The sequence below is a fragment of the Devosia sp. J20-27 genome (assembly GCF_055808595.1).
Window position 1 is genome coordinate 3,571,319 of the sequence record NZ_CM147875.1, and the last position, 12,900, is coordinate 3,584,218.

The 12,900-nt window shown below is 64.5% G+C and carries 12 protein-coding genes; 3 read left to right on the top strand and 9 right to left on the bottom strand.

Annotated features, from left to right (window positions below):
• Positions 1–15 precede the first annotated feature (15 nt).
• The 5 genes from AC0L4C_RS17680 to rpiA form a co-directional block, all read right to left on the bottom strand.
• A complete protein-coding gene (locus AC0L4C_RS17680) occupies positions 16–942 on the bottom strand; it encodes a hypothetical protein (RefSeq protein ID WP_473401031.1) in 927 nt (308 codons plus the stop codon).
• A gap of 88 nt (positions 943–1,030) precedes the next feature.
• Complete coding sequence (locus AC0L4C_RS17685) at positions 1,031–2,407, bottom strand: class II 3-deoxy-7-phosphoheptulonate synthase (protein ID WP_473401032.1); 1,377 nt, start codon at positions 2,405–2,407, stop codon at positions 1,031–1,033.
• 89 nt (positions 2,408–2,496) lie between these two features.
• Positions 2,497–3,873, bottom strand: a complete 1,377-nt coding sequence (gorA, locus tag AC0L4C_RS17690; RefSeq protein WP_473401033.1) for a glutathione-disulfide reductase — start codon at positions 3,871–3,873, stop codon at positions 2,497–2,499.
• 91 nt (positions 3,874–3,964) lie between these two features.
• Complete coding sequence (locus AC0L4C_RS17695) at positions 3,965–4,492, bottom strand: DUF2059 domain-containing protein (protein WP_473401034.1); 528 nt, start codon at positions 4,490–4,492, stop codon at positions 3,965–3,967.
• Between the two features lie 43 nt (positions 4,493–4,535).
• The gene (gene rpiA / locus AC0L4C_RS17700) at positions 4,536–5,228 is read right to left on the bottom strand and encodes a ribose-5-phosphate isomerase RpiA (protein WP_473401035.1); all 693 of its coding nucleotides are present in this window, start codon (positions 5,226–5,228) and stop codon (positions 4,536–4,538) included.
• A 244-nt stretch (positions 5,229–5,472) separates the two neighbouring features.
• On the opposite strand from rpiA, the gene AC0L4C_RS17705 reads away from it, so the two are divergent.
• Together AC0L4C_RS17705 and moaA are read left to right on the top strand one after the other, a co-directional pair.
• A complete protein-coding gene (locus AC0L4C_RS17705; protein ID WP_473401036.1) occupies positions 5,473–6,063 on the top strand; it encodes a L,D-transpeptidase in 591 nt (196 codons plus the stop codon).
• 82 nt (positions 6,064–6,145) lie between these two features.
• Positions 6,146–7,174: a GTP 3',8-cyclase MoaA gene (moaA, locus tag AC0L4C_RS17710; protein ID WP_473401037.1), complete on the top strand. Its 1,029-nt coding sequence runs from the start codon at positions 6,146–6,148 to the stop codon at positions 7,172–7,174.
• Positions 7,175–7,189: 15 nt separating this feature from the next.
• On the opposite strand, the gene AC0L4C_RS17715 is transcribed toward moaA, so the two are convergent.
• Complete coding sequence (locus tag AC0L4C_RS17715; protein ID WP_473401038.1) at positions 7,190–8,953, bottom strand: SLC13 family permease; 1,764 nt, start codon at positions 8,951–8,953, stop codon at positions 7,190–7,192.
• A gap of 272 nt (positions 8,954–9,225) precedes the next feature.
• Here AC0L4C_RS17715 and AC0L4C_RS17720 point away from each other — a divergent pair, with 272 nt between their 5' ends.
• Complete coding sequence (locus AC0L4C_RS17720; RefSeq protein WP_473401039.1) at positions 9,226–10,797, top strand: ABC-F family ATP-binding cassette domain-containing protein; 1,572 nt, start codon at positions 9,226–9,228, stop codon at positions 10,795–10,797.
• Here the strand turns inward: AC0L4C_RS17720 and AC0L4C_RS17725 are convergent.
• From AC0L4C_RS17725 to AC0L4C_RS17735, 3 genes are all read right to left on the bottom strand, one after another.
• Positions 10,794–11,678: an alpha/beta hydrolase family protein gene (locus AC0L4C_RS17725; RefSeq protein ID WP_473401040.1), complete on the bottom strand. Its 885-nt coding sequence runs from the start codon at positions 11,676–11,678 to the stop codon at positions 10,794–10,796. The two genes, AC0L4C_RS17720 and AC0L4C_RS17725, sit on opposite strands and share 4 nt — an antisense overlap.
• Before the next feature lies 1 nt (position 11,679).
• Entirely contained in the window at positions 11,680–12,159 is a 480-nt protein-coding gene (locus tag AC0L4C_RS17730) for an Lrp/AsnC family transcriptional regulator (protein WP_473401041.1), read from the bottom strand.
• Positions 12,160–12,242: 83 nt separating this feature from the next.
• A complete protein-coding gene (locus tag AC0L4C_RS17735) occupies positions 12,243–12,887 on the bottom strand; it encodes a thermonuclease family protein (RefSeq protein ID WP_473401042.1) in 645 nt (214 codons plus the stop codon).
• Positions 12,888–12,900 lie beyond the last annotated feature (13 nt).

Below are 12,900 nucleotides of genomic sequence, written 5' to 3' on the forward strand. Positions count from 1 at the left end.
AGGCGCTCCCTGCCGCTAGAACTTGTAGCTGACCTCACCGAGCAGGCCGTAGCGGAAGGTCGAGAACTGCTGGGTCTTGGTGATGTAGTTGACCTGGCTGGATGGCGTGCCGCCATCGCGGCTTTCAAAGGTGAAGTCAGCTTCACCCGTGAGGTACCAGGCGCGGGCACCGACGCCGAGCGTCCAGTTCTTGTCCGGGTGAACACGAGCCATGACCTCTGCCGACGCACCGTAGAGCCAGCCACCCAGCGTGCCGGACGAGCCGGCGACGAAGGCGCCAGCGTAGGTCGGATGGACGAATGCACCGTAGCTACCGTTCACCATCGCATAAGGGATGAAGGCAGCTTCTGCCGTGATGTCGAAGACTTCCCCGAAATTGGCCTTGCTCGAAAGCCCCATGCGCAGCATGTGGTACTCGATCTTGTTCGGCTCGCTGTTGCCGCCGCCGCTGGACGTCGTGAAGTTCTCGCGCCCCATATCCGGGGAGTCGTTCCAGTATTGGTAGCCGACAAAGCCGCCGCTGCTGAGCGTTTCGTTGCCCAAAGCGCGCCAGCCGATATCGGCGCCGTAGTAGCGCACCTCGCCGGACTCGAGATGGCCGCTGCCCGAGGGCGTGGTGTAGTTGTTGCTGATCACCGCCGAATAGCCGGCAATGCCCTTGCCGTACCAGCCGGTCGCCACTTCCTCGACGCGCAGCACGCCTTCGACCACGTGGGTGGTGTCGGTGGAAGAATAATCCTGGTTGGTGACCCGCATGTTGTGCTGGCCCATCGAGTACCAGTAGCGGGCGCCCAGTTCGACAGCGATCGGGCTGTCTTCCTCGAGGGCCCAGCTATCGGGGTAGCTGTCGCGCAGGTCCCCGCCCCAGTCGGCGGCGAGTGCCGGCGTCGAAAGGCCAATTGCCGCCAGGACGGCAGCCAGTGAAACGGAACGCAACATCATGACCTCGAAACTCGGATACGCGAGATCATTTAGGCCTTGTTAGGGTTAATATTGGCTAAATTGCCAGGCTCTCGCAGAAAGAAAGCCGTTACTCAGCGGCCCGGATCTCCCGCGCCGGACGCTGCGAGCGGATCTCCTCGGCAACGAGGAAGGCCAGTTCCAGCGCCTGCGACGCATTGAGCCGCGGGTCGCAATAGGTGTGGTAGCGATCCTGCAGGCCGGCCTCGGTAATCGCCGCCACGCCGCCACCGGTGCATTCGGTGACGTCGTCGCCGGTCATTTCGATGTGGATGCCGCCAGCATAGGTGCCCATCGCCCGGTGCACGGCAAAGAACGACTGCACTTCGGACATGATGAGATCGAACGGACGCGTCTTGTAGCCCGAAGAGGCCTTGACGGTGTTGCCATGCATCGGATCGGAGCACCAGACGACCGTCGCACCGGCCTTCTGCACGGTCTCGATGAGCCGCGGCAGGTGGTCATTGACCTTTTCGGCGCCGAAGCGGCCGATCAGCGTGATCCGGCCCGGCTCGTTGTCTGGATTGAGCCGGTCGAGCAGCTTGAGCAGGTCGTCGCTGGCCAGGCTTGGCCCGCATTTGATGCCGATGGGATTACGGATGCCGGAGAAGTACTCGACATGAGCCGCATCGGGCTGCCGGGTGCGATCGCCGATCCAGAGCATATGGCCGGAGGTCGCGTAGTAGTCGCCGGAGATGAAGTCGCGGCGGGTCAGCGCCTCCTCATAGCCCAGCAGCAGCGCTTCGTGGCTGGTATAGAAGCGGGTTTCGCGCATGGCCGGGGTATTTTCCGGCGTCAGGCCGAGGGCGCGCATGAAGTCGATGGCGTCATCGATCTTGGTCGCCAGTTCCTCGAAGCGAGGATAGGCCTTGGAGTCCTTCATGAACCCCATGGTCCACTCGTGGACGCGGGTCAGGTCGGCATAGCCGCCGGAAGCGAAGGCACGGAGCAGGTTGAGGGTGGCTGCAGACTGGCGGTAGGCCAGCAGCAGGCGCTCCGGATCGGGCACGCGCGAGGCCTCGCTGAAGGCGATATCGTTGATGATGTCGCCCCGATAGCTCGGCAGTGTGACGCCACCGATGGTCTCGGTGTCGGAGGAGCGCGGCTTGGCGAACTGGCCGGCAATGCGGCCGACCTTGACCACTGGCTTGCTGGCGCCGTGGGTCAGGACCACGGCCATCTGCAGGAAGACGCGGAAGAAGTCCCGGATGTGGTCGGCGCCATGCTCGGCGAAGCTTTCGGCGCAGTCGCCACCCTGCAGCAGAAAGGCATTGCCGTTGGCAACTTCGGCCAGATGGGTCTTGAGCTCGCGCGCCTCGCCGGCAAACACCAGCGGCGGGAAGGAGGCGAGCTGGGCCTCGACCGACGACAATCTCACGGTGTCCGGATAGGCCGGGACCTGAGAAATCGGCTTGTCTCTCCAGCTTTTCGGGGTCCAGTCGCTCATGTCACGCGCTCCATCCATAGGAGCGGCGGTCTACCAACCCAACGCGGCAATGCCAAGCCTCAATTGGTTGCAGGGTAACCCGGCCGTCCTCAGGTCTGCTTGGTGCCGTTCCGATAGACGTAGCTCGGAGCCTTGAAGGTCACCAGCTCTTCGGCCGCCGTAGGATGCATGGCGATGGCGCGGTCGAAGTCCGCCTTGCTGGCCTTCATGCCGATGGCGATGGCCGCGAGTTGGACCATTTCGGCGGCGCCGTGGCCAAGCACATGCAGGCCGAGCACCCTGCCCCCGTTGGCCTCGGTGATGAGCTTGAAGATGACGCGCTCGGTGCGTGTCGACAGGGTGTTGATCATCGGCCGGAAGCGGGCAAGGTAGACATCGATATCATCATGGGTCGCCGCTTCCGCCTCGGTCAGGCCGATGGTGGCGAGTTCGGGCTCGGCAAAGACGGCCGTGCCGATCAGCGAATGATCGACCACCGTCGGCGTGTCGTTGAACACCGTCGCCGCAAAGGCAGCGCCCTCGCGAATGGCGACCGGCGTCAACGCGGCCCGCCCCGTGACGTCGCCCACGGCATAGATGGAGGGGACCGTGCTGCGGGAGTACTGATCCACCTCGATAGCGCCCTGGGCCTTCAGCTTGACGCCGATTTCGGCCAGGCCGATGCCGTGCGAGTTGGCGCGGCGGCCGGTGGCGAACATGACGGCGCCATAGGGCGCCTCGACCTCGTCGCTGAAGGTGGCCACCACATCGTCGCCCGCTTTGCGCAGGGAGGCGATGGTGGTCTGATAGATGATCTTGATGCCGCGCTCGGTCAGTCCGGCCTCGAGGCCATGCCGCATGTCCTCGTCGAAGCCGCGAAGCAGGCATTCGCCGCGATAGACGATGGTTGTGTGCACGCCCAGACCGGCAAAGATGGTGGCGAACTCGACCGCGATGTAGCCGCCGCCTTCAATCAGGATGGAATGGGGCAGTTTTTCGAGGTGGAATGCCTCGTTGGAGGTGATGCCCAGTTCGCGGCCCGGAATGTCGGGGATATGGGGATGCCCGCCGGTGGCGACCAGGATGTACTTGGCCGACAGTTCCCGCCCTAGCTTGACCAGCTTGACGCTGTTCGGCCCGGTGACGACGGCGCGGTCGCGGATGAGTTCGACACCCGGCCCCTCGAGGGCCGCGACATAGGCGCTCTCGAGCCGGTCGATCTCCTTGTCCTTGTTGGCCAGCAGTGTCGGCCAGTCGAAACTGGCGTCCACCGTCCAGCCAAAGGTCGAGGCAATGTCGAACATGTCGGAGAAGCGGGAGGCATAGACGAAGAGCTTCTTGGGCACGCAACCGCGGATCACGCAGGTGCCGCCGACGCGATATTCCTCGATGATCGCAACCTTGGCGCCATAGGTCGCCGCCATGCGCGCCGCCCGCACGCCGCCGGATCCTGCTCCAATGACCACCAGATCGTATGCGTCGGACACGTCGAAGACTCCTCGTTTGACGGAGAGGTTCTAGCACCAAACAAAAGACCCCGCACAAGGGCGGGGTCTCAAAGAAGTCGCGCGCGGCAGATCAGACGTCGAAACCGGCAGCCTTCAGCTCGGCGCGCACCTTGGCGTAGAACTCGCGCTGCAGATTGGAGTTGAAGACGCCGACGACCGTCTGGATGCGGTCGTTGATTGTGGCATTGGCCGTCGCCAGCTTCTGGCCGATATCGCTCTTGTAGAAATCGACGATGACCCGCAATTCATCCGGGGAGAAGGTCAGCGCGTAGACTCGCGCGAACTGGTCGAGCAGGTCGCCCTTCTTGTCGCGGTAGCTATCCAGCGTCTTGGTGATCGCAGAGTCGGTCTGCTCCACCAGTTCCGGGTTCTGCGCGATGATGGTCTTCATCGTTTCGACCGCCGTGGAGATCAGCATCCCCTCGTAGACATTCCCCTTGTCGGTGAGGTCGATGTACTCGCGGGCCAGGGTCAGATGCTCGGGAGCGATCTCCTGGGCGGCAGCCGGCATGGCCGATGCACCCATGGTCACGGCAAGGATCGCGACGATCAGCAGCGACAGGCGCTTGCGCAAAAACTTCATAACAGTCTTGTCCATGTTTGGAATTCCACCCCGTTCTTGCCCCAAAACCGCCGGGCCGTCACGCGTCAATTGTGCTGACGCCGTCAGGTCCGGCTACGTAGGCGCGCTTGCACATCCCGAGGAACAGTCCGTGCTGCACGACACCTGGAATATCCAGGAGCGCCCGTGACAGGGCTTCTGGCGAAAGAATGCGGCCAAATAAAGCATCCAGAATGTAGTGCCCGCCATCGGTGACGTAGACATCCCCGTTCGGCCGGCGCCGCAGCTCAAGCCCGCCGGCTGCCTGCTGTTCGACCATCACGGCCTCGATCACCGCCCGCGTGGCGCCCAGCCCGAACGGGTTGACCTCGATGGGAAGCGGAAAACGGCCAAGGGCCTCCACGACTTTGGACGCATCGGCAATGACCACCATGCGATCGGAGGCGGCTGCGACGATCTTTTCGCGCAGCAGAGCGCCACCTGCGCCCTTGATCAAGGCCAGTCCGGGGCCGATCTCGTCGGCGCCATCCACCGTCAGATCGAGACGGGGCGTCGCTTCCAGGTCGGTCAGGGGAATCTTGAGGCCGCTGGCCTGGGCCGCAGTGACTTCCGAAGTGGGTACGCACAGCACATCCAGGCCATCGGCAACGCGGGCGCCCAGCAGGTCGACAAAGTGCCGTGCCGTGGATCCGGTGCCGAGGCCGAGCCGCATGCCGGGGCGGACCTCCTCGAGGGCCCGTGCGGCGGCGATTCGCTTCAGGTCTTCGCTCACTGTGTCCTCCCAGGTCGCCCTGCCCTGCTAGAGAGCCGAAAACGGCTTGTCAACGCCGCTTTTCACGCATTGGTGATCGCCAAAATGTCGCGGCACGGCAACATTTTGGCGGCAAGTGTCGATGCTGTGGTCAAATTGCGGCGATCCGACTTTTTCTGTGCAGCCAAACCAGTTAAGCAGCAAGTATCGTTTTGCCTTGGCGGTACAGGGCAGAGATTACACTGTTAGAGGCGCCGTTCGACACATGAAAAAGTTGAAAACTATCGTCGCCGCATTGCTTGCGGCACTGCTCACCGTTTCGGTGGCCCTGCCCGCTTCGGCGGCGCGTGTCTACAATCGCGATACCAATACCTGGGAAGAGGCATCGGCCGTCAAGCCGGGCCGCAAGGGCAGCTCGATCCGCAAGGAACTCGTGTCCTACCAGACCAAGTACAAGCCGGGCACCATCGTTGTCGAAACCAGCGAACGCCGGCTGTATCTGGTGCTCGATGACGGCAAGGCCATGAAGTACGGCATCGGCGTGGGTCGCGACGGTTTCCGCTGGGCCGGCCAGCACCGGATCACCCGTACGGCCGAATGGCCGGGCTGGACGCCGCCCGCAGCGATGCGCAAGCGCGTCCCCGATCTGCCGGCCTATATGCCCGGTGGCCCGAACAACCCGCTCGGCGCCCGCGCCCTCTATATCGGGTCGACGCTCTATCGCATTCATGGAACGTCGGAACCGTGGACCATTGGCCAGGCCGTGTCCTCCGGTTGCATCCGCCTCACCAATGAAGACGTCACCGACCTCTACGAGCGCGTCAAGGTCGGCGCCCTGGTCGTCGTGAACCATTAGGTTCAGGCAAGCCGCACATCCCAGAGGCCGGTCCGCGTGACCGGCCTTTTTGTTTGTGCATTCCCCGGATAGTATCCCGGCAATGACCACTCTGCTCACCCAGCCCAATCTCGAGCCGACCGGCAAGCTGATCGACCGCTACGGGCGCGCGATCACCTATCTGCGTGTGTCGGTGACCGATCGCTGCGACTTCCGCTGCACCTACTGCATGTCCGAGCACATGATGTTCCTGCCCAAAAAGGACGTCCTGAGCTTCGAGGAGATCGAGATCATCGTCTCCGCCTTCGTACGCCGCGGCGTCCGCAAGGTCAGGCTGACCGGCGGCGAGCCGCTGGTGCGGCGCGACATCATGGAACTGGTCGAGACCATTGGCGGCCATATCGGCGGCGGGCTGGACGAGTTGACCATGACCACCAATGGCAGCCAGCTGCGGCGCCATGCGGCGGGGCTGGCGACGTCCGGCATCAGGCGGCTCAACGTGTCGCTGGATACGCTGGACGAGAGGAAGTTCGCCGACATTACCCGGCGCGGCCGGATCGGCGACGTGCTCGACGGGCTCGACGCGGCCGACGAGGCGGGACTGCAGGTCAAGATCAACATGGTGGCGATGCGCGGCGTCAACGATGCCGAGATCCCCGCCATGCTGGAATGGGCGCATGGTCGCGGCTACGGGTTGACGCTGATCGAGGGCATGCCGCTGGGTGAAGTCGGCATCGACCGGGTCGACAGCTACCTGCCGCTGCGCGAACTGCGCGAAACGCTGGCGCAACGCTATACGCTGGAGCGAGCCGACCACCGGACCGGCGGACCGGCGCGATATGATTTCGTCAAGGAAACCAACGGCCTGCTCGGCTTTATTACGCCGATGAGTCACAATTTCTGTGAAAGCTGCAACCGCGTGCGGCTGACGGCTACTGGCCAGCTCTACATGTGCCTGGGCCAGGAGGACATGGTCAACCTGCGCCTCGCCCTGCGCGAGGGTGGCGCCGAGGCGCTGGATGCGGCGCTCGATCAGGCCATGCTGCTCAAACCCAAGGGGCACGATTTCGTGCTCGAGCGCGGGGCTCCGGCGATGACCGTCAGCCGCCACATGAGCGTCACCGGCGGCTAGGCGCAGCCGCTGCGATCAACTGATCGGCCAGACCACCAGCAGCATGGGCACGCCGATCAGCAGCACCAGAATAGAGAGTGGCAGGCCGAGCCGCCAGTAGTCGCCGAAGCGATAGCCGCCCGGACCCATGACCAGAGTGTTGCACTGGTGGCCGATCGGGGTGAGGAAGTCGCAGCCGGCGCCGATGGCGACGGCCATCAGGAAGGCTTCCGGGCGCAGGCCGAGGTCGCTGGCGAAGGTCGCGGCAATCGGCGCCATAACCAGCACGGTGGCAGCGTTGTTGAGGAACGGCGTCACCGCCATTGCCGCAAGCATGATCAGCCCGAGCGCCGCAAAGGGCGGCAGGCCCATGGCAATATCGGAGAGGAAGCTGGCAATGAGGTCTGTTGCCCCCGTGGTGCGCAGGGAATCCGACACCGGGATCAGGCAGGCGAGCATCAGCAGGATGGGGCCGTCGAGTTTGCTGTAGATATCGCGCAAGGGCAGTGTGCCGGTGATGATCATGATCACTGCGGCGGCAAAGAAGGCGACCGAGACCGGCAGCAGGCCAAAGGCCGTCACGGCCATGGCGGCGAGCAGGATGAGCAGCGGCTGCAGGCGGTGCCGGACCGAGCCCAGCTGCAGGTTGCGCTCGGCCAGCGGCAGCAGGTCCAGTATCCTCAGTTGCTCGCCGATCTCCTTGCGGCTGCCCTGCACCATGATCACGTCGCCGGCTTCAAAGCGGATCAGGCTGAGACGCTCGGAAAAGCGCTTGCCCCGCCGGCTGACGGCAATCAGGTTGAGGCCGGTGCGCTCAAGCAGCGCGAACTCCCGCGCCGTGGAATTCACCAGATCGGAATTGGGGCCGATGATGACCTCGATGGACATCTCGTCGCCGGCGCGCTTGCGCACCCGGTCGCCCAGTTGCAGACCGCCACGTTCGACCAGCGCATCGAGGCCCTCCGGGCGCCCCTCCAGCATCAGCTTGTCGCCGGCCCGCAGGGTTGCATCGGGCAGCGGACTGCGCTTCTTGCCGTCGGCCGAGACGATCGAGGTCACCATGGCGTAGCCGTCGGCGAGCTTTTGCAGCTGGCCCACCGTCTTGTCGACGACATCGGATTCCGCATCGACCGTGGCTTCGGTCGTATAGTTCTTGATCTCCATGACCTCGTCGATCGACAGGCCTTCGCGCTTGCGGATCGGCAGCAGCCAGTAAAAGAGCGACAGGAAGACGACGCCCGCCAGGGCCAGCACGATGCCGACCGGCATGAAGTCGAACATCTGGAAGCTCTGGCCGGTCAGGTCCTGCCGCACCCGGGAGACGATGATGTTGGGCGAGGTGCCGATCTGGGTCATCAGGCCGCCCAGCAGGGCCGCAAATGACATCGGCATCAGGAACATGGACGGCGAGACATTGGAGCGGCGCGCCATCTGGAAGGCAATCGGGATCATGATGGCGAGGGCGCCGATATTCTTGACGAAGGCCGACAGCGCCGCGACCACCACGACAAGCATGAGCAACTGGATACGCGCCGAAGAAACGTTCGGCGCGACGCGCTGCAGGATCACCTCCATCACGCCCGAGCGCGACACAGCCGCACTGACGACCAGGGCGCTGGCGACGATGATGACAATGTCGTCCGAGAACCCTGAGAAGGCTGCGTCGGCCGGTACGATGCCGACCAGCACCGCCACGAGCAGGCCGAGGGCGGCGACGATGTCGTAGCGGACGCGCCCCCAGATGAATGCGGCCATCAGCAGCGCAATTACCGCAAACGCCAGGATCTGCTCTGTCGCCATCGACTCAATACTCCGTGGTCAGCGACAACGCATAGCGGCTGATCGGGTCGCGTGGGCAGTCTAAAATTCTGGTGGGGGCACCCTAGCATCATCGTTTCGGGAAGCGGAATGGCGGGCCGCGGTTTGGCCAGAGCGGAGCGCCGCGAGCTGGGGAAACTTGACATGCGTCCGCCGCTGCCTATGTTTCGGCCATCGCAACCCGACAGGCAGGTACCCGATGGATTTCCAGTCGACCGATCTCTCCGTTCTGATCGCTCAACTGGAATCTGCCCATGCCCACGCCTGTCACTCTTGCCTCGGTCGCCTACGCGACGCCTGACGGCACAAGCCTTTTTTCTCATCTCGACCTGACGTTCGGCGCGCGCCGTACCGGACTTGTCGGCCGCAACGGCACCGGCAAGACGACACTGCTGCGACTGATTGCCGGCGAACTGCAGCCCGCGAGCGGCAGCATCTCGCGCCCCGATCGGCTGGGTGTGCTGCGCCAGATCGTCCGTTCCGAGGACGGCACGGTCCTTGATGCACTCGGCGCTGCCGAGGCCCAGGCGCTGCTCGACCGGATCGAAGCCGGATCGGCATCGGCAGACGAATTCGCCGATGCCGACTGGACGCTCCCTGGCCGCGTCGCCACGGCACTGGCTGCTGTCGGGCTCGATATCGCGCCCGAGCGGCCGATGGCGACGCTCAGCGGGGGCCAGCGCACCCGGGTGCATCTGGCAGCGCTGCTGCTGGCCGAGCCGGAGATGATCCTGCTCGATGAGCCGACCAACAATCTCGATGCCGATGGACGCGCCGCAGTAGCCGACATGCTGCAAAACTGGCGCGGCGCAGCGATCGTGGTCAGCCACGACCGGGCGCTGCTGCGCCAGGTGGATGCCATCGTCGAACTCACAACACTCGGTGCCAGAACCTATGGCGGCAACTGGGACGCCTATGCCGAGCGGAAGGCGGTGGAACTGGCGGCCAGCGAGCAGAAGCTGGAGACGGCCGAACGCTCGCTCAAGGAGACAGGGCGCAAGCTGCAGCTGCTGCAGGAGCGACAAGAAAAGCGCAATGCCGCCGGCAAGAAGGCGGCGGCGCGCGGCGGCGTGCCGAAGATTCTGCTGGGCGGCATGAAAGAGAATGCGCAACGGACGACGGCAGGACAGTCCAACCTTGCGAGCAGACTGCGGGCTCAGGCCGAGGCCGATGCAGCTGCGGCGCGGGCCGAGATCGAAGTGCTGACGCCGCTCAGCGTCGTCCTGACATCAACCGGGCTGCCGGCGGGGCGGACGGTGCTGGAAGCCACGGGCCTTGGCGGCGGCCACGACGGCAGCGAGATCATCACCGGGCTGGACCTCAAGATCGTCGGCCCGGAGCGCGTCGCCGTGACCGGCCCCAACGGCTCGGGCAAGACCACGCTGCTGCGGCTGCTTACCGGCCTGCTGCCCTTGGGCAGCGGCACGGTGCGTCTGACCGAGAGAGTCGCCATGCTCGACCAGCAGGTGAGCCTGCTCGACCCAAGCCTTTCCATCCGCGACAATTTTCGACTCATCAATCCAGCGGCAACGGAGAACGATTGCCGCGCCGCACTGGCGCGGATGATGTTTCGCGCCGATGCCGCTTTGCAGGTTGTGGGCAGCCTCAGCGGCGGGGAGATGCTGCGCGCGGCGCTGGCCGCCACGATCGGCTCGGATACCCCGCCGGAACTGCTGATCCTCGACGAGCCCACCAACCACCTCGACATCCACGCCATTGCGGCGGTCGAAGCAGGTCTGCGGGGCTATGACGGGGCGCTGCTGGTGGTCAGCCATGACCGCGACTTCCTCGAGGCCATCGGGGTGACGCGGGAGGTGGCGCTCTAGGGGGTGAGGTACTTGCCAAAGAAGTCGAGCACGGCCTCACGCATTTTGGGCGTTTCCTGATGGCCGACACCCGGCTCGCGAACCAGGCTCAGCGTGTCGTAACCGGCGTAGGACTGGGCCATTTCGTGCCAGGCCATCTCGAAGGCCGGGATCGGCGTCAGCGCGTCCGCATCGCCGATGCAGACCAGTTGCGGGCGCGGGCTGACCAGCGCACCTATGGCCCCGGCGTCGGCCTCATCGAGGAGACCCGGGACAACCATATAGATGCCGTGGCCATCATGGGCTCCCAGCTTGATCATGGTGCGCATGTCGGCAAAGCAGCAGAGATGCGCCACGGCGCGGATGCGCTCGTCAACCGCTGCCAGCCAGTAGCTGAGCGTGCACCCCATCGACATGCCGAAGGCGCCGACGCGGCTGTGATCGACGTCGTCTCGCGAGATCAGATAGGATAGCGCGGCCTGCTGGTCGGCCAGCATTTCGCAGATCAGCGCCTTGTCGTACCAGAGCAGGGCCTTGGCCACCGAGCTTTCGCTGGCGGTGGCGCGTTTGCCGAACACCGGCATATCAATGCAGAGCGTCACATAGCCCGCAGCGGCAAACACCGGTCCGAGCGGCGGATCCAGCAGGTACTCCCTGCCCTGCAGCAATTCGTCGGCGCCCATGGCGTAATTGCCGCCGTGCGAGTGGGCATACAGGATGGCCGGGAACTTGCCGGGCCGGTCCGGCTTGGTCAGCAGGCCGCGCACATGGGTGCCATCGATCAGCAGATCGAGGGTTTCGAGCACATAGCCGTCCCGCTTTTCCTCGCTGATCGTATAGAGGCCAACGCCTCGCTGCCGCAGTCCGAACAGGTCATGCAGTCGGTCGCGCCCTATTGGCATGTCATTTCTCGTCGTCCGGGACGAGCGCGAATTCCAGCGGCAGGGCGGTCGTGTACTTGATCTGGCCCATGGCGAAGGACGAACTCACATCCGTCAGATTGATCCGTGAAATCAGCTTCTTGTAGAACGAGTCGTAGGCCGCGATATCGGGCACCACAACGCGCAGCAGGTAGTCGACGTCGCCGCTCATGCGGTAGAACTCGACCACCTCGGTGAAATCGTCGACGACACTGGCAAACTTGCGCATCCAGATGTCGTTGTGCTCGTTGGTCTTGACCGAGACGAAGACGGTGACGCCGACATTGATCTTGACCGGGTCGAGCACGGCAACGCGCCCGCGGATGACGCCATCTTCCTCCATCTTCTGGATGCGCCGCCAGCACGGCGTGGTGGACAGGCCGACCTTGCGGCCGATTTCGGCAACAGGCGTCGTGGCGTCCTTCTGCAGGAGCGCCAGAATCTTGCGGTCAATCTTGTCCAAAGCGATAACAGCCCCCGAAATCAGTTTGCGAGAATGTGAATTAAATCGTCTTTCTGCGCAATCAGTCCGCCATATCGACGATCTCAACGCAAAGTTCTTGCGCCTGTCAACTCCCTGAAGCCGTCCCACAGCATTTCGAGCACGCCCTTGCCGGGGTCGCCCGATGGCCCATCGTCCCGCCAGGTTCGCGGATCAACGAACCGCCCCTGCCAAAGGCCTATCCCGGCCCGTCTGGCCGCCGCCTCCTCGGCACCATAGCCGTCCGTGGCCAGTGCCAGACCTTCACGCACCATGCGGGCGCCGAGGTCGCTGCCGGCGACGGCGCAGCGCGCCAGCGTACGGTCATAGCGGTCGCTGCCTTCGGGCTGGCACTCCACCGGACCGGCGCGCACCAGTTCGGCCAGCCTGTCGGCGGCGGCGCGACCACAGCGCCATTCGGCGCCCGCCGCGTCCCAGCAGATCTGGTCGCGTTCGGGCGCATCGAGGCCGAGGAGGCGGATGCGGTCGCCGCCGACCCGCAGACTGTCCCCGTCCGACGCGGTGGCAATGCCGGTAAAGCGCGGCGGCAGGGGATCGAGACGGGCGGCGATCCAGGCGACGACGGCAAGCAGCACAATGACGCCGAGGAGCGAGGCGAGGTAGCGCAAGGGCGACCGCAAGGCGTGTCCGCGCCTGGTCCAGCGCGGCATGCCGGAGATACGTGTGAATTGCCGTCGTCTGGATGCCATCCGGTTACTCTCC

Coding starts and splice junctions, on each gene's coding strand:
- AC0L4C_RS17725 (WP_473401040.1), bottom strand. CDS start 11,678: ATGCCAATAGGGCGCGACCGACTGCATGACCTGTTCGGACTGCGGCAG.
- AC0L4C_RS17720 (WP_473401039.1), top strand. CDS start 9,226: ATGCCCACGCCTGTCACTCTTGCCTCGGTCGCCTACGCGACGCCTGAC.
- AC0L4C_RS17705 (WP_473401036.1), top strand. CDS start 5,473: ATGAAAAAGTTGAAAACTATCGTCGCCGCATTGCTTGCGGCACTGCTC.
- AC0L4C_RS17695 (WP_473401034.1), bottom strand. CDS start 4,492: ATGGACAAGACTGTTATGAAGTTTTTGCGCAAGCGCCTGTCGCTGCTG.
- moaA (WP_473401037.1), top strand. CDS start 6,146: ATGACCACTCTGCTCACCCAGCCCAATCTCGAGCCGACCGGCAAGCTG.
- AC0L4C_RS17715 (WP_473401038.1), bottom strand. CDS start 8,953: ATGGCGACAGAGCAGATCCTGGCGTTTGCGGTAATTGCGCTGCTGATG.
- AC0L4C_RS17680 (WP_473401031.1), bottom strand. CDS start 942: ATGATGTTGCGTTCCGTTTCACTGGCTGCCGTCCTGGCGGCAATTGGC.
- AC0L4C_RS17685 (WP_473401032.1), bottom strand. CDS start 2,407: ATGAGCGACTGGACCCCGAAAAGCTGGAGAGACAAGCCGATTTCTCAG.
- AC0L4C_RS17735 (WP_473401042.1), bottom strand. CDS start 12,887: ATGGCATCCAGACGACGGCAATTCACACGTATCTCCGGCATGCCGCGC.